Below are 16,328 nucleotides of genomic sequence, written 5' to 3' on the forward strand. Positions count from 1 at the left end.
CTAGCACATCTTCCATATAGCACAAGCCCTTTCAGCGTTATTTTACGAAAAATAATCAATCTAATGCGATCTAACGCCTTCTAATCTCAATCTAATTTTATTCTAATAACTCAACTCACTCTAAATAGAGTTCTACTTCACCCTTTTCTGCGGTAACCAAAGTTTGTATTCCTTTGCGGTGTAATTCGTTTATTACGTCCTGTGACGGAAACTTGAATTTATTCAAAAAACTGCATGAGGCTACAGCCACTTTTGGGCTTACTGCGTCGTAAAATTCCGGTGAATAGCTGGATGCAGATCCGTGATGCGGAAGGATAAGTACTTCTGCGCTAAGGTCTGCTTTTGAAGCCATCAGCTCCTGAATTCCCTTCAGTTCAATATCCCCTGTCAGTAGAGCCAGTCCTTTGCGTTCTGTACCGTTGTGCTTCACGAGACGGAGCACGAGCGACTTGTTGTTTCCTTCAAGTTCAGAATTTTTTGGTGGATGCAATACTTCAAGTTCCAAATTTTTTGAGATGGTCAGCACATCTCCAGCCTTAAGAATGCTTTTCTTCAATCCAGCCCGTTTTAATGCTTGGCGAAGTTGCTTTTTGTTCCACCCGCGCGGGACGGCATCTGTAGCAAAGTAGCCTTTTACATCTGCGTATCCAACGGGGTGGAAAAGTCCGCGAAGATGATCCGTATCCGGATGTGTGGACATGACCCATTGTAAGGACGAATCGTGTTGGCGCGTAATGCACGGCACAACGATTGCCCGTCCCACATCAAAAGAGCGTGAGGCGAATCCTCCGCCATCAATGAGCATTCGTTTGTTATTTGGGAAGGTGAGAAGCAAAGATTGCCCCTGACCAACGTCTAGGACATTTAATCGGGTTCTATGTTCTATGCGGTATGCATGGAGAGCATCCGGTATAAACAGCAGTAGGATAAAACACGAAAAGGCCATGCGGGATGCCCATCGCGAGATATTGCAACGTTCTTTGCATACAGATGGGGAGACACCTTTTCCAGAATTGTGGGTAGGCTCGTCCACGCTGCGCATCATGAGCGGCGGTTCTGTTTCCCTTTGCTCAATATCTCCACCCACCAGTGGTAACCCTGCCGCAGTAAATAGCTTGGTTTCCCATGTTGGAGCGCCGTCACTTAGGGAATTGTATATTTCCGGTATGATTTCTCTGCCTTCAATTTTCCACCAGACAAGGGCTGAAATTATACAGCCATACCACGCAAAAATTTCGACCCAGTGTGGACGATTCATAATCACAGGAGTCAAAAATCCTGCTTTGTCCATATCATCAAGAAAGGCGAAAAGTGTTGCCACTGGTGCTGCGGCAATTGCAAAGAGTGTTTCTGAGAAAGGAACAATCGCCGGTAATGCCATGCTCATACAAGCAACAATAAGGCCGAAGAGCAGGATTGGCATTATGAACATGCCAAGAAGCGGCAGCCAGATAATGTTGAGAACATTCCACAAGGACAGCTCGTTAAAGTTCCAGACAGTGACGGGTAGTAAAACAAGTTGAATTGCAATGGACAGGAAGAGCGTATCAAATGCCGCTCGTTTTATGCGTTGAAAACGAGTTGTTTTGTTCGGTAGTAGATATGACTTCACGACAGTAAGCATCGGCAGGGCAATAATTATAGCCACAATTGCCAATCCGGAAAGGTGGAGTCGTAAGTCAAAGACAATGAGCGGATTTACGATGGTCATAAATGCCAGCGCCCAGAAGAGCCCGTCCATGAAGACACGGGGACGGTTGAAGAGCAGCAGTATACACCAACAGCAGAGCATAATGAATGCTCGAACTAACGAAGGCGATCCGCCGCCAATCCAGACATAGACCGCAGCCGCAGGTAAAATTCCCAAAGCAAAAAGTTTGGAACGGCTTATGAGTTCGTATACGCTGGCACGGCGCACACAGAGCGTGAAGAGAAAAGAGATACTCAAGGCCACAATGGCTAAATGCATTCCGGAGAGTGCAAATGAATGGGAAAGAGAGGCACGTGAAAGCTGAGCGTAGCGCTTGCTTGGGAAATTGTATTTGTCTCCGAAAAGCAGAGCGGGGATAACGTCTAACGCATCGCTGAGTGCAGTAGCTCCTAAAATTGAAGAAAGCTTCTGTATTGCGTCCGTGTGAACAAGGTCTTCCAGTTGCTGAGAGACATTGAAACGCATTTTCTCACGCCATAGTGTTGGAAGTGAGACATCACCTGAGCGCGTAGGGATAGCTTTGTCACCCCATGTCCATATTCGCCAGAACACACCGCGATTTTGCCAATAGTCACCACTGTTCCATAAACTTTTGTTTCGGAAACCAACAATGGGGAGCAACTTTGCACGAATTGACACAGTTTCGCCGACCATCGGACGTAACCGCGCAATTGCGGGGCTATCTGTTATCAAAGCTTGTTTTGCAGAAGATGGTCTTTCTTGACCGTTTTTCAGCGCGTTAGCTGCTTTCTGCTGCTTGTTCCAAGCGTCTTTCCGGTTTGCCCATGTCCAGACAACATCGCCTGTGATGGGCGTTGTTACGTAATCTTTCGTGTAGCTTGCGTCTGTCAGAATAAATTTTATACGCCGGTCAGGAGATGTTTGAACTTCGCGAACGGTTCCCGTGACCTGAACATATTTTTTGTCGAGAATGAATTGAGGAAGCGAGTCGGGCTGACTGATATCAAAAGGGCGCTGCGCAAGTGTTGCTGTTGCTACCTGTAATCCCAGAACGAAGGACGCAAAAAGGATGCAGAGGCGTGCTATATTTTGCGTTACATTTTTTTTGGGTGACGAAAGGCTTTGTTCTGGAAGTTTTTGCGCGAAATGACGGGTAAGAACGTAAAAGAAGACAATGGAGCTAAGGGCTGCAAGGGAAGGAATGAGATAGCGGGCACCCCATAGACCTGCTGTCCATGCAAGAAAGTACCAATGCCACATGAGCAATGAGGGATATGAGACTGAGTCGTGTGGTTCGGTGCCTTCCATGTTCTAAAAATCCCCCGTCCTATGCGGCTCTGGTGGTTAATCACAAATTTGTGATTAACGGTAGTGCAAAAAAACGTACTTTACAACAGAGGGGTGCTTTGGGCTTTGGTGTCAGTTTTGTTCTATTACAAATAAAAATGTACTATTTCTGTATGATGCTTACCGTTTTCATAATAAGCTTGCTTACTATTTTCTAGAAAACAATCATTCTAGCCTGCACTTTTTGAAGTCTCTTCCTATTTTTCCCTAAAAAAAGGCTGTCCCAGTATATGGAACAGCCTTTTCTTATTTCACGAAAGGTAATGGAGCGTAAGCCGCGAGGCATTGAAAGCAACGTGCTTAACTCGCGAGTAAAAGTTTTTGGAGAGTCCAGAGGACCTTGTTTCAACAAGGTTCTTTGGCCGCCGGAGGCAGCGTCGTAGACTCGCCGAAGGCAAAAAGCTCTGAAGGCTCACCGAAGACAAGCACCGCAGGTTCGCCAAAGGCAACAACCTCCGAAGACTCACCGGAGGCACAAGCCCCCTTCAAACTATTTACTCTGAAGACCTAACTTGCCAGCAATGGTCTTGGCAGCAGCTTCAGTGAACGCTTCCGGTGCCAGTTCTGCTTTAACAGACTCTTCAATAACCAACTCAGGTGCGTTGGCAAGAGAAGTATCCGGCTGTACGCCGAACTCTGGAGGGAAGGTGTTGCTGAAGTACATGTCCTGAAAACCGGAGAATTTGAGTGCATGCGCGGTTGCATCAAGGATTGCAAATTCGTCTTCAGCGATGAGGCCGAGTTCTTTTGCACGCTTGAGACCTGCGTAGCATTCGCCACCCTGAGTACATGCGATGTGACCATTCATGTTTGCTTCAATCATGGAATCCATGATCATCTGCTCGGTCACCTGCAATACCTGGAAAGAACCTTTGCCGCCAATGGCTTCAAACTGTTCTGCAAAATGTTTTACACGCGGGAAAGACACAGGGTTACCGATCATTGCAGCCTGTGCAACGGACGGAGTAACCTCAACCGGCTTGAACTCGCGTTTTGCAGGGTCTTCTACGCTGTAATACTGGTATACAGGGTCTGCATGATGAGACTGAACACCGAATACGCGTGGAAGTTCGCTGATAATACCAAGGCGATGTAACTTGAGGAAACCACCCATAACTGCGGTGATGTTACCTGCGTTACCTACTGGTACAAAAACGCATTTGCCTTTGAGATCCCAGTCACACCACTGCGCAATTTCGAATGCGTAGGATTCCTGACCGAGGATACGCCAGCTGTTCTTGGAGTTCAGCAGGGCAACACGGTAGTTTTCTGCAAGGTTTTCTACAACCTTCATGCAGTCATCAAATACGCCCGGAATTTCCAGTACGGTAGCACCGGAGCCGAGAGGCTGAGACAACTGCTGCGGAGTTACTTTACCGTGTGGCAGAAGTACTACGGATTTGAGCGGAGAGCCGATGTATGAAGCATACAGGGCTGCTGCGGCAGATGTGTCGCCTGTGGAAGCACATACGGTGAGAACTTCGTCCCAGCCGTGTTTGCGTACGAGCGCTTTGAGGTAGGAGAAAGCACACGCCATACCGCGATCTTTGAAAGACGCGCTAGGGTTTTGACCATCGTTTTTGAAGGCAAAATGGACACCTGTCTTTTCAGTCAGGTTGTTGTTTGCTTCCACGATAGGGGTGTTGCCTTCACCTAAGTAGACGATATCGTCTTCTTCCAGAACAGGTGCCATCAATTCGTAAAAACGGAAGATGCCGCGCAGTGCGGTGTTCTTGGAAGCTGCACGGGTGTCGAACAGTTCGCGCCATTCTTCACCGGTACGTTCGGAAAGTTTGTCAAAGTCGAGGTTGTCGAGCAGGAACACGCCGCCACATTCAGGGCAGGTGTACAGAAGTTCGTCGATGCCGAAGCGCTCTCCACAACCTAAACAGTAGTACTCCATATTTCCCCGGTATTCAGGGAAAACTGATGCGTTCTTCATTATGCTTGTTCCTCGTGCTTCTTTTTAAGCCACGATTTTTCTTCGCCGCGAGCAAGGCGGCCGATGTTTTCTCTATGAGTCCAAAATACGAGTGCAAGCACTACGAGAGCCAATGGGATTAAGGACCAATGGCCGGACAGGAACAGGAATATAGGAAGGGTTACTACAAGTGTGAGTGACCCCATAGACACATATCCGGAGCGCCAAATAACTAATGCACTGGCAATACAGCTAAAGAGCATAGGGAAAAATGCCAGCGGTACGAATACGCCAACAGTTGTTGCTACCGCTTTGCCACCCTCAAAACCGAGGAAGCAGGAACGGACGTGTCCCATGAGCGCAGCAAGTGCAACAAGACTTAAAAATAACCAGTTATGGCTGATGGTGAATGCGATTGCTACTGGAATTGCGCCTTTAAGAAGATCACACAGCAGCGTTGCAACGCCGTATTTAAAGCCACAAAGACGGGCTACGTTGGTAGCGCCAACGTTTTTACTGCCATCGAGACGTGGATCGATTCCGCAGGCAGCTTTAGCGATAAGCAGACCAAACGGAATGGAGCCCATTACGTACGCGATACCAAGCCAGAGGATTTTTGCCAGCATGTTCACTCTCCTTGCGATAGCTCATCAAGATATGTTCTGCGGTACCTAGCGTTGTGCGTAGCCACAGAACTACTTGTTAACTTTCCATTGCATCCAGAATTTGGATTTCGTTATTCAAAGGATGAACTTTGCCGATGCGAACCATAAACAGTTGCCCCGGATTCACCTTATCGCCAAACGACTTACGTCTGCCACGTACAAAAATTTGCTCATTCGGTAAAGAAACCGTTACGAAGGCATCGTTTTCTTCCGTAACAATAGCTTCACGCCATACTTTGTCACCCTGCTGCTTGAAGTACAGTAACTTCCAGTAACGAGGGCGGAAACGCTGGATTTGACCCACAGAATCAAGGCGAGCGTTGAGCAGCGGGAGCATTGCGGTGATTTCTTCAGTAGTCCACTGTGCTTCACCGGTTGCAGTATAGTGTATTACTTGCGCCACGTTGACAAGGTCAGGGTAGCGTCTGAGTGGAGAAGTAATCGGACTGTACGCATTTACACCAATACCTCTGTGCGGTCTTGGCGTAGTTTCCAGAATAGCAGAAGACAGAGCTTTCACAACACGTGCGATGTCGTGCGGTGCGCTCCATACGCCAACGTATTCTTTCGGTACAGCTACATCCTGCGTTCTGTGCAGCAACGTTACGCCGTGCTCTTTTGCCCATGCAGCTACGCCGGAGTTTGCAAGAATCATCATCTCGCTTACCAGTTTCATAGCTTTCGGAGTGTCATCAGCAGGAACGATTTCAACTTTGGTTTCGCTTCCCTCGCCGGAAAGTTTTACCTTTGGATCGTTGCGCTCGATGATTACAGCACCGCTGGCAATACGCTGTTCCTGAAGCTTGTCACTGAGTTCAGCACCCAGTGCAATCTGTTCGGCAAATGGACCGGCAGGAGTGTCTTTACCACCACCGTTGATTACCGCTTCAGAATCAATATAGGTGAGGTTTGCAGCCAAATTAACCCATACAGGTACCGGCGTGCAACGCTCAAGTTCGCCTGTGCTGCTGCATTCTATATCAAGAATGAGTGACGGACGGTCTTCGTTTGCATGAAGACTGAAGAAGTCTGTACCAAGTGTTGTCGGCATCATGTGGCAATCGCCTTCCGGCAGGTACACACTTGTGGCACGACGAAGTACTTCTTTATCGAAACGGCTGCCGAACGGCCATGCTACAGCAGGGCATGCAAGGGAGATACGAAGGCGATAGCCGCCGTCACCGCGACGTTCGATGTTGAATGCATCGTCAATGTCTTTGGTGGTAGCGGAATCAATAGAAATATAGGTGCGCTCTTCCGGTTTTTGATGGATGGAGAGACACTTGTCTTTGATGTCCTGAACTTCAGAGGAGAACTCGTCTGCCCAGTTGTTGGTGCATTCGTAGTCTGCACGGTCGAGCCAGAAGTTATGGTGCGGCGGAACTAAATCCCATGCGCGGGCAAGGTGCAGCGCCATATGCGGATCTTCCGGCAAACCTTTAGCAAGCTGTTTCCAGACCTGCTCAATTTCGTGGCTGTCAGGATCGCTCAAGCGATTTAAGATAATCTCTTTAAGCTGTTCTGCAACGCCTTCATCCGGAGCTTTGCCAAGTGCACGACCTTTGGAATGTTTTTCCCAAAGATTACGGAAAAAGCCGACACCCTGTGTAACGAGTGCTTCACGTTCAATACGCTTGCGGTCTTCTTCCAGACGTTTGTCCACTTTTTCAGCAGGGTAAATCTCAAATTCCGGCGGCTGAAATTTAAAATGTGTCTTGCAGGTGAGCATTGCGCTGCCAAGTGCAGCAAGCTGGTCGATGGATGGTTCTTCCCACAACAGTTCAGCAAACCACTGGATGGTTTCTTTATCCACTTCGCCTTGTGCAAAATCCCATAACTCAAGCGCATCGATTTCTGCGCTCATGGCGTCACGCGTTGCCCGATGCTCTTCTAACAGTGCACCGATTTCCTGACGGGAACGCTCGCCACTGTATGAAGGGCCTGCCCAAGGAAGAACGCGTGAAGAAGCAAGCTTCATCTCGCGTTTATTAATGGTAAGAAGCCGTAGTTTTCCACCCTGTTCGTCAAGTACCCAGCCTTGCTGAGCCTTGTTACCGTGCATGAACTCTACAACACAGCCCGGTCCGGGATACCGAACCAGAGAAGGAGCACTCATATTACCTGCTTTATTTGGAACCGGCACCTGCCGGTATTCATATGTATCAATGCGGTGTGTCTCTCACCGTGTATTTTTCGGGGTGCCTCCCGAAGGAGGCGAAATTTTTTGTGCGTCGGCAAATAGTAACTTCCCGCAGATGGTAATTCATCTGCGGGAAGTATCTTTTAATGCTTAAAGGAACGCTGTGCAGTGTAGACCATTGCTACCTGCGGTGAAACTTCGTTCACTGCTTCAATAACTTCATGGTCACGAATAGAGCCGCCCGGCTGTGCAATTGCAGCAACACCATGTACCAGTGCTGCATCTACACCGTCACGGAATGGGAAGAAACCATCAGAAACCATTGCGGTTCCCATGAGTCCACCTTTCTCCGCGCGGGTGCGGGCTTCAATGTCGTCAAGAATTGCTTTTGATTCTTCGTCGTTAAGCGCTTTCTGCTTAAGTTCGTACAAAGAAATGCCGTGTTCCTTAAACGCTAGCATATCAGCAAATTTTGTATACGCTTTGTGGATGGTAAGCTCTACACAACCAACTCTGTCCTGCTCGCCGGTACCGATGGATACGGTAGCGCCGTTACGTGCAAAGATAATTGAGTTGGAGGTAACGCCAGCTTCAACAGCCCATGCAAAGAGGAGGTCGTCCGCTTCCTGTGCTGTCGGCTTACGTGCTGCCACTTCCACGCCGTCTTTTTCCGCTGTGGCAGGGATAAAGTCGTCTACGGTGAGGATTCGGTTACGGAAGGACTGCTGCATAACAATACCGCCGTCAATAAGGCTCTTGAAGTCAAGCACCGGCACGTTTACCAGCTCTTCAAGATGCGCCATTCCCGGAATTTCGAGAATACGCAGGTTTTTGCGTTTTTTCAGTTCTTCTACAACACCTTCTTCAAAAGCAGGCGCTGCTACCACTTCAAAGTATGCGCTGTTAATAACTTTAGCACACTCTAAATCCATAGGACGGTTAACCACTACCGCGCCGCCGAAGGCAGCAATGCGGTCACTCCAGAAGGCTTTATTAAGCGCATCTGCAACGCCCTTGTCGGACCATGCGGCACCACAAGGGTTATTGTGTTTTAAGATGAGAGCTGCCGGTTTTGCAGTAAGGTACTGCAACATGTTAATGGCATTATCAACATCTGTCAGGTTTGTTTTACCGGGATGCTTGCCTGCCTGAATCATATTTTCTTCAGTTAAAGCAGAAACAAGTCCTTTTCCCGGTCCACGAAACTCCACACCACCAAGAGTAAGGGAGCCTTCAGCCAATTCGTATACAGCCGCTGGCTGATCAGGGTTTTCGCCGTAGCGCAGCCCTTTTTCTTCCCCGTCAATTTCCCACGTGCGCTTGCGATACACAAGCTCTTGATCGCCCAACTGAACTTTCATCTCGGAAGGAAATGGATCTCCGAGAATGGTTTTGTACATATTCTTCAAGTCGCTCATGAGGTTTTGACTCCGCTTGTTATGTTAGTAGCACAAATAAAACACAAACATGTGGTGAATCGCCGAGTTTAGTTGCCAAACCTCGGCAACAACACCCCAGAGGCGCAAGAAAGTATCATACAGTAGCACGGGGGGCAATTTTCATTTGTAGGCAATGGCAGATTGCAGTAGAGATTCGGTATCATCATTATTCACATGTAGAAAGGAGCAATTTACTGCTATGGAACGCGCCCTCCGAAAATTAGCTGCACAGCTGAATGGATACGACGAAGCATCCCTCATGGATTTGTGGGAAAAGTACGCAACTAAAACTGAAGTATTTGAACCGAGCCGGGAATGGGAAGAGGCTACGTTGATTTTTTCACTGATTCAGGCAGTTCGCTGGAAGAATCAGTTGTTTAATCATCATTGGGCAGAATCTGAGCAGGGCCATGTTCGCGATCTGCCTCCGCAGGCAGCCTTTGACATGGTGAAACGTGGAGAAAACAAAGATGCACAGCTAAACGTCGGGAGTGGCGGTACTAATGCTGCTCCGAAGCTTGCCAAGGTTCTCGCCTTCCGGCCTAGAAAGAGCGACTAGTCCGTTAATCAGGTAGTAGTAATACCGGATATTTTCGACGTATGTTACGGCTTCGTAGCCGCGACAGTAGCCGTGTCTGGTCTGAGAGAAGTAACGCTTCCAGGCCAGAAGCGGCAGAGTTTCTCTTAATTCCTGCCACGTTTTGCCTGTGCCGCCGCGTTTTTGCGTAAGCTTAATGGCGTCGGTAACATGCCCGTAGCCTTGGTTGTATGCGGCAAGTGTGAAAAACCACCTGTCCCATACTTCTAAGTCCTGGTCTTCAAATCTATCCCACAATTTACGAAGATACGTTGCCCCGCCCATGATCGATTGGTGCGGGTCGAGACGGTTGATGCCAAGTTCCTTGGCCGTTGTCTGCGTAATCTGCATTAATCCACGCACGCCGGTTCTGCTGCGGGCAGAGTTGTTGAAATGTGATTCCTGAAAAATTACAGCCGCCAGCAACAACGGGTCGATGTTGTTTTTCTTACTCGCCTTTCCCATTGTCTTTGCGTACTTCGGCATTTTTCGACGTAATGCTTTTTTAAGTTTTCCGATGACGTAATAATTTAAATCTTTGGGGAAAAATCCGTAATGCTTCTCTTTTAAGACAGCAACGGTACCTTCAGCTTGAACTGTATCCCAAAAATTTTTCAGATCTTTTTGTAATCCTGATTCCGCAAAAAATTTGTTGCGCCAGAACCAATGATATGAGCCACCCTCATTAATTTTGGAATTTGGGACCACATCAAGGAAAAAGGGTTGCAGCATTGTAAAATTACGTACATCTATCTGTGCTGTGCCACCTTCATCGCTGTCGAATGACATGAGGTGAAACATGTGGAAGCGATCAAAATCGACACAGTCTACATTTTCCAGAGCATCTTCGTTGACCGTTGCGACGGTTGCAGGTGCTTTTTTGCGTTGTGTCGGCTTGTCAGGTGCCGATGCAGAAGCAGAAGCCGATGCAGGTGCAGAAGCAGGTTCAGAAGCGGTGTTCGGTGCGGTTTCACTCAACGCTTCAGCTTTTTTTGCATACTGAGTCTGGCCGGAAGGTTCACTGTTTTCCCGCGGGGAGACCACCTGCGGAAGAGCATCCGCAAGGGAAGAAAGGAATGTGGCGTTTTCGCTGTAAACTTCTTCGTCCACGCCTTCCGGTACTGTGTCCAGAAGACTGCTGCAAAGAGCTTGGAGCTCCTTGTTGTCTGTTTGTTTGGTATCTTTGATGGTTACAGACTTATAGTCGTCGTAGGCTGGACCTGCGGTAATTTTTTTGGAGTATTTTTCGGGGACATCGCCGCCGAATCCGACAAGTAAGTCTGCTTTATCTTTTGAGATAAGATCCCATGCTTCTTCAGCGCTTTTGACGCGAAGAAAGGTGATGGTATAGCCTTTTTCTTTGGCAAAGCTGCTCAGCAGTTCGCCATCCACACCAAGGCCGTACGGGGAGACGAGAGAGGAAAATTGGGAGACGTTGGGCACAACAACTCGCACCGGAGGAACGCGGTAAAGGTAGGCTACAACTTCTGTACCTACCATAAGCGCACCTTGTGCAGTGATGAGTAGGAACAATAATATTGCTTCCCACGAGGTGAAAAAACGTCTCTTCATTGAATCTCCGAGGCAAGGTAACAAACCGTACCTAAAAATTTTTTCATCGTAGCCGCATTATAACAGGATTCTAATGCGTCGCTAGTGAAATTTTCTCTGTGAATCGATTGACGGGTGTCCAAAGAGTGTATTAAGAGAAGATGCATTTTTTGCGTTCCTTGGGTAGCCAAGGTTCCAAAGAAGCAGTTTCATTCCAGAAGGAGAGGCTAATGTCAAACGTAATCGTGATGGGCGCTCAGTGGGGAGACGAAGGCAAAGGTAAAATTGTTGACCTCCTTACCCGCGACATCGACGTAATCGTCCGCTTTCAGGGCGGAAATAACGCCGGTCATACTGTTATCGTAGGTGATAAGGAATACATCCTTCATCTCATCCCTTCAGGCATCCTGCACGAAGGCAAGAAGTGTCTCATTGGCAACGGTGTAGTACTCGACCCAGGCGTGTTTTGGAAAGAGATTGAAGGGCTTCGTGCTAAAGGACTTGATGTAAGTCCAGCACGCCTGAAAATCAGTAAAAAAACTCACCTCATCATGCCGTACCATTGTGCGCTTGATGGTGCTCGTGAAGATCATAAATCAGAAGATAACAAGATCGGTACAACCGGTCGTGGTATCGGTCCATGCTACGAAGATAAAGCAGCCCGTATCGGCATCCGTGCCGGCGATCTTGCTGATCATGCATTGCTCCGCACTAAAATCGAAGCAGCATTGATTGAAAAGAACGCATTGTTCACTGCCCTTTACGGCCGTGAAGCTGTTTCCGTTGACGCAGTATTCGAAGAAGTTGTGGCAGCAGGCAACAGTCTCGTGCCATATCTCGCCGATGTTACTGGTGAAATCTGGGAAGCATTCGACTCTGGTAAGAACGTGATGTTCGAAGGTGCTCAGGGTATCCACCTTGACATCGATCACGGCACTTACCCGTTCGTAACCTCTTCCAATACTGTTGCAGGTAACGCATCAGCAGGTGCTGGTATTCCAGCTACCCGTCTTGATCGCATTATTGCAATCGTTAAAGCGTACACTACACGCGTAGGTGCAGGTCCATTCCCGACTGAACTCTTTGATGAAGACGGAAAGTTCCTGCAGGAAAAAGGCCACGAATTCGGTGCAACAACCGGTCGTCGCCGTCGCTGTGGTTGGCTTGATCTCGTAGTCCTCGGTGAGACCGCTCGTTTGAATGGCCCTACCGATATTGCACTCACTAAGCTTGACGTACTCAGCGGTATGAAAGAAATTAAAATCTGTACCGCATACGATTACAAAGGCGAACGTGTTACTGTTATTCCTCAGGAGCAGGGCGCTCTTGGTGAATGCACACCAGTGTACGAATCTGTACCAGGTTGGGACGAAGACATCACTAAGGCAACTAAGTGGGAAGATCTTCCTGACAATTGTCAGAAGTACATTGAACGCATTGAAGACCTCACAGGTGTACGCGTAAGCATCATCTCTGTTGGTCCTGAACGCGATCAGACAATCATGCGCTAATTACCCGGAGGTAACGGTTTGGGTACGTCAAAAGACCAATCAACCCAGTCCGCTCTGGAGCCTCATGATATTATAGCCCCGTCTCTGGATGCTCGTCATGCCAGAGTGCGGGGCTTTATTGAGCAGCTCTCAGAAGACCCGCCACAAGTTATCCTGTTCGAAGGTGGAACCACCGATGAACGTGAAGCCGTGGCGCTCTATTGGGCTGCGCGCATCAATTGCGTCAACTCCCCCGCGCCTTGCATGGAGTGTAGTGCATGCAGGCAGATGATTACTAAATCATCACGCGATCTATTTTTCTTCGACGGACGCGCAGGCTCCATCGGTTACGACGGTGAACCCAACAATACGGGCACTATCAAAATCGAATGGATTCGCGAACTCCGCTCCGTTCTGGGCGAACCGCCTCGAGCCGAAAAGAAACGCGTAGTCGTTCTCTTTGAAGCACAATCATTGAGTATTGCTGCAGCAAATGCGCTACTGAAATCTCTCGAAGAGCCACGCCCGAATACAAGTTTTCTTCTTCTCGCTCCACAGCGAGAGCGTCTGCTCCCGACTCTTGTTTCAAGAAGTTGGGTAGTAACTCTTGCGTGGCCTATAGGTGAAGCGCCATCAGCCCTTTCGGACGAAGTTCACGAATGGGCAGGTATTCTCGCCAATTTCATGATCGAAGGCACAGGTCTTATGACCAAGACAGGCACACGTGGAGCGTTGGATGCCACGCTTGCAATGCACCTGTTAGTTCATTGTCAGCACGAGCTTGCCAATGCCATTACCGGTAGAAAATCCGGTGAACTCGCACGGCTGTTTGCGCAAATCGATATGGGGCGTCAACGTAAGCTGGATGAAGTGTTCAGCGAGTGTCAGGATTCACTCAATGCGCTCGTCTCGCCACCGCTCGTAATAGATTGGCTCGGAACCAAGCTTTATCTGCTTGCCAAATTTTCTGCCAAGTCCAGCGGACGGCCTATTCGATAATTTTCTGTTTTGTCATTGGTGGCGATTGTTGGCAGGGTGCCTTCGGCGCTTTAGCTATGTTTTTTGCCTCCGGCGGGTCTCCGACGGCTGGGCTGAAACTTTCGGAAAAGTTTCCCCCAGACCCCCATCAAAACTTTTTATTATGCGATGAAGTTCCGTAGATTATTTCTTCACGCGGCTTAAATTTACTGACTTGAGTAGCAAAAAGGGCTGTCCTACATATGTAGGACAGCCCTTTTTTTTCATAACTGCTAATGAAGTTGGTGAGCGGGCGTGTTGACGAATTGTAGCGTCATTTTCGTTGAGGCACTGAAAGGTGGTGGCGCATAAGCCGCGAGTTAAATAAACAACGGACTGACCTCGCAGGTAAAAGTTTTAGGAGATTCTTAAGAAGCCCTTTTCCAAAGCGGTAGCTGTTCTCGAAGAATGAGAGATTACAGATAGCGACAGTGTAACAGGGTTCTTAAGCCGCCGGAGGCTCGTCGAAGACATAAAAATAAAGTGTCAGCTCTGGATAGCTCGTCGAAGACAAAACGATAAAATGAAACACCCGATGCCTCGTTGAAAACAAAAAAAGAACATAAAAAAAGGGTACTATTTCTAGTACCCCTTTTGTCGTCACATTTTAATTCAGGATAAACTTTTTCGGATTCAAAGCTACGCCGTTCAGCTTCACTTCATAGTGAAGGTGAGGGCCTGTTGAGCGACCGGTGTTGCCCATGTAGCCAACGAGTTCACCGCGTTTAACCTTTTGACCTTTCTTAACCACATAGCGTTTCATGTGTGCGTATCGTGTGATGACACCTGAACCGTGGTTGATCATGAGGTTGATACCGTAGCCGCCGCCAGAACCGGTGAAAGAGATGCGACCATTCGCAGTGGAATAGATCGGAGTACCGATGCGGTTGGCGATGTCGATTCCTTTATGGAAATCTTTACGGCCGGTAAACGGAGACCGCCTTGGTCCGAACGGTGACGCCACCCAGCCTTCTGTAGGCCAGATAGACGGTGTTGCGGCAAGCAGTCGTTGGTTTTTGCGGAATGTTTGAATCAATTCCTGCTGGCTTACTTCTTCCAGTCGAACCTCTGTGTTGAGATCCTTCAAGAAGCTGTGAATTTTACGAGCCAGAAGTTCCTGCCTGTGTATCGGCAGGTAGTTGTCAGCAAAATCTTTTGTTTTGGCTCCGCCTACAGCAGAAGCAGTATCGCCCTGATCTTTGTCGAGGTTGATCATGATACGCAGTTTTGTGTCAAACTGCTGTACGCGTTGTAGGTCCTTCTGGACGATACGCAGCTTGTCCACCATGCTTAAGATCTGGCTGTTTTGCTCGAAAATAGTTTTTTCAGAGTCTGCTAGGCTTTGTACCAATGTCTGTGATTGATGGTAGTATTTCCACAGGTAGATATTCCCTGCGGATAACGAAAGGATAAGAACGAGGATAGTCGCAAAAAACCAGCCATGAAGGCTTATCTTTTTGCAATGCCCCTGATTGTCTTTGAAGACAACAACGTGGTAGCGATTGAACAGCATATTATCTTTCGAATACTCAGATGTTAGGGTGGAAAAAATAATTTTCGAGGTTACTTCTCTTTAGAGTCTAGTGTCAAGCCAAGTTGCCATCTGGTTAGACCGTTAAATACGTTTTGCTTCAGGTTCTTATACTTGCCCGCAAGTTCCCAGAAGTCGTCCATTACGTCTTTTCTGCGTGAATCAAACGCTGAAGGGCACGGATTGTCCCACAATGGCAGTTCCCATTGCTTAACGCACTTTCGAATAACGTCTTTTTGAACCATCAATAAAGGTCGTATAATAGTCAGCTCGCCGCCAAAGAAATCTTCTTTAATGGACATGCCTCGAACATTGCCTGCTTCGTACAGGTTCATCAGGAATGTTCCGACGAGGTCGTCGGCGTTGTGCCCGAAGGCAAGGTGGGTAAGATTGTACTGTTTGCACAGTTCAAACAGACGTGTGCGGCGCTTCATGGCGCAGTAAAAGCACGGAGAATTGTTACGGTTGACCTCGGAATGTGCATCCGGTCCGTCGGTGGTGGTCTCAATGTGGTACGGAATGCCGTGTTCGACAAGCCATGGAGCAAGTGGTGCGTGGCTTGTGTTGTCGAAACCGGGGTTAACGTGCAGTGCCATCATTTCGAATGTGAACGGAACAATCTTCTGGCGATAGAGGAGTGTTCTCATCAGCACCCAGCTGTCCATGCCGCCGGACATGGCGACGCCGATGCGTGCGCCGGGGTGAATCATTTCTGTCTGCTGCATAAGCTTGCCTGCGTTGCCTATGCATTGCTTTTGAATGTAGCTTAATTTTTCTTTTGCCATGGGTGCTCCCGATCATGCTTTCGACACGCTGTTTTCTTTTTTTGCATTGTGCAGATGCAAAAATACAAGCGCCGAGTTGTGCAAGCTGATCTGTTCTATCTATATTGTTCCCGTTTTTGTCCGGTAATCATGTTAACGGAGCGTATAGGGTTGTAGAGGCATTAACAGGGCGGCGCAGTATCGTGCAAGCACG

At 48.2% G+C, this 16,328-nt stretch carries 11 protein-coding genes; 3 read left to right on the plus strand and 8 right to left on the minus strand.

The genetic code is table 11. The annotated features are described in order from the left end of the window. Nucleotides 1–115 precede the first annotated feature (115 nt). From ACZ5V1_RS15775 to ACZ5V1_RS15795, 5 genes are all read right to left on the minus strand, one after another. Nucleotides 116–2,980, minus strand: a complete 2,865-nt coding sequence (locus ACZ5V1_RS15775; protein ID WP_464389655.1) for a ComEC/Rec2 family competence protein — start codon at nt 2,978–2,980, stop codon at nt 116–118. Nucleotides 2,981–3,509: 529 nt separating this feature from the next. Then, nucleotides 3,510–4,961 carry a threonine synthase gene (gene thrC / locus ACZ5V1_RS15780; protein ID WP_464389656.1) on the minus strand — a complete coding sequence of 484 codons (1,452 nt, stop codon included), beginning with the start codon at nt 4,959–4,961 and terminating at the stop codon, nt 3,510–3,512. After that, nucleotides 4,961–5,566: a glycerol-3-phosphate 1-O-acyltransferase PlsY gene (plsY, locus tag ACZ5V1_RS15785; protein ID WP_464389657.1), complete on the minus strand. Its 606-nt coding sequence runs from the start codon at nt 5,564–5,566 to the stop codon at nt 4,961–4,963. Before plsY ends, thrC begins: the two co-directional genes overlap by 1 nt. Before the next feature lie 76 nt (nt 5,567–5,642). After that, nucleotides 5,643–7,721, minus strand: coding sequence for a ribonuclease catalytic domain-containing protein (locus ACZ5V1_RS15790; protein ID WP_464389658.1), 2,079 nt, complete (start codon nt 7,719–7,721; stop codon nt 5,643–5,645). Between the two features lie 167 nt (nt 7,722–7,888). Next, nucleotides 7,889–9,163: an IMP cyclohydrolase gene (locus ACZ5V1_RS15795; RefSeq protein ID WP_464389659.1), complete on the minus strand. Its 1,275-nt coding sequence runs from the start codon at nt 9,161–9,163 to the stop codon at nt 7,889–7,891. A 220-nt stretch (nt 9,164–9,383) separates the two neighbouring features. Here ACZ5V1_RS15795 and ACZ5V1_RS15800 point away from each other — a divergent pair, with 220 nt between their 5' ends. Further along, nucleotides 9,384–9,743 (plus strand): hypothetical protein, encoded by a 360-nt coding sequence (locus ACZ5V1_RS15800; RefSeq protein ID WP_160713124.1) that lies wholly within the window; start codon nt 9,384–9,386, stop codon nt 9,741–9,743. Here ACZ5V1_RS15800 and ACZ5V1_RS15805 read toward each other — a convergent pair. Further along, nucleotides 9,663–11,333, minus strand: coding sequence for a transglycosylase SLT domain-containing protein (locus ACZ5V1_RS15805; RefSeq protein WP_464389660.1), 1,671 nt, complete (start codon nt 11,331–11,333; stop codon nt 9,663–9,665). The two genes, ACZ5V1_RS15800 and ACZ5V1_RS15805, sit on opposite strands and share 81 nt — an antisense overlap. A gap of 209 nt (nt 11,334–11,542) precedes the next feature. Between ACZ5V1_RS15805 and ACZ5V1_RS15810 the strand changes: the two genes are divergently transcribed. Together ACZ5V1_RS15810 and ACZ5V1_RS15815 are read left to right on the plus strand one after the other, a co-directional pair. Beyond that, nucleotides 11,543–12,823 carry an adenylosuccinate synthase gene (locus ACZ5V1_RS15810; RefSeq protein WP_464389661.1) on the plus strand — a complete coding sequence of 427 codons (1,281 nt, stop codon included), beginning with the start codon at nt 11,543–11,545 and terminating at the stop codon, nt 12,821–12,823. Between the two features lie 18 nt (nt 12,824–12,841). Then, the gene (locus tag ACZ5V1_RS15815; protein WP_464389662.1) at nt 12,842–13,801 is read left to right on the plus strand and encodes a DNA polymerase III subunit delta'; all 960 of its coding nucleotides are present in this window, start codon (nt 12,842–12,844) and stop codon (nt 13,799–13,801) included. Between the two features lie 625 nt (nt 13,802–14,426). Here ACZ5V1_RS15815 and ACZ5V1_RS15820 read toward each other — a convergent pair. Next, nucleotides 14,427–15,332 carry a M23 family metallopeptidase gene (locus tag ACZ5V1_RS15820; protein WP_464389663.1) on the minus strand — a complete coding sequence of 302 codons (906 nt, stop codon included), beginning with the start codon at nt 15,330–15,332 and terminating at the stop codon, nt 14,427–14,429. Between the two features lie 50 nt (nt 15,333–15,382). Further along, nucleotides 15,383–16,135 (minus strand): tRNA lysidine(34) synthetase, encoded by a 753-nt coding sequence (locus ACZ5V1_RS15825; RefSeq protein ID WP_464389664.1) that lies wholly within the window; start codon nt 16,133–16,135, stop codon nt 15,383–15,385. Between the last annotated feature and the right edge of the window lie 193 nt (nt 16,136–16,328).

Source organism: Halodesulfovibrio oceani subsp. galateae (assembly GCF_055397225.1).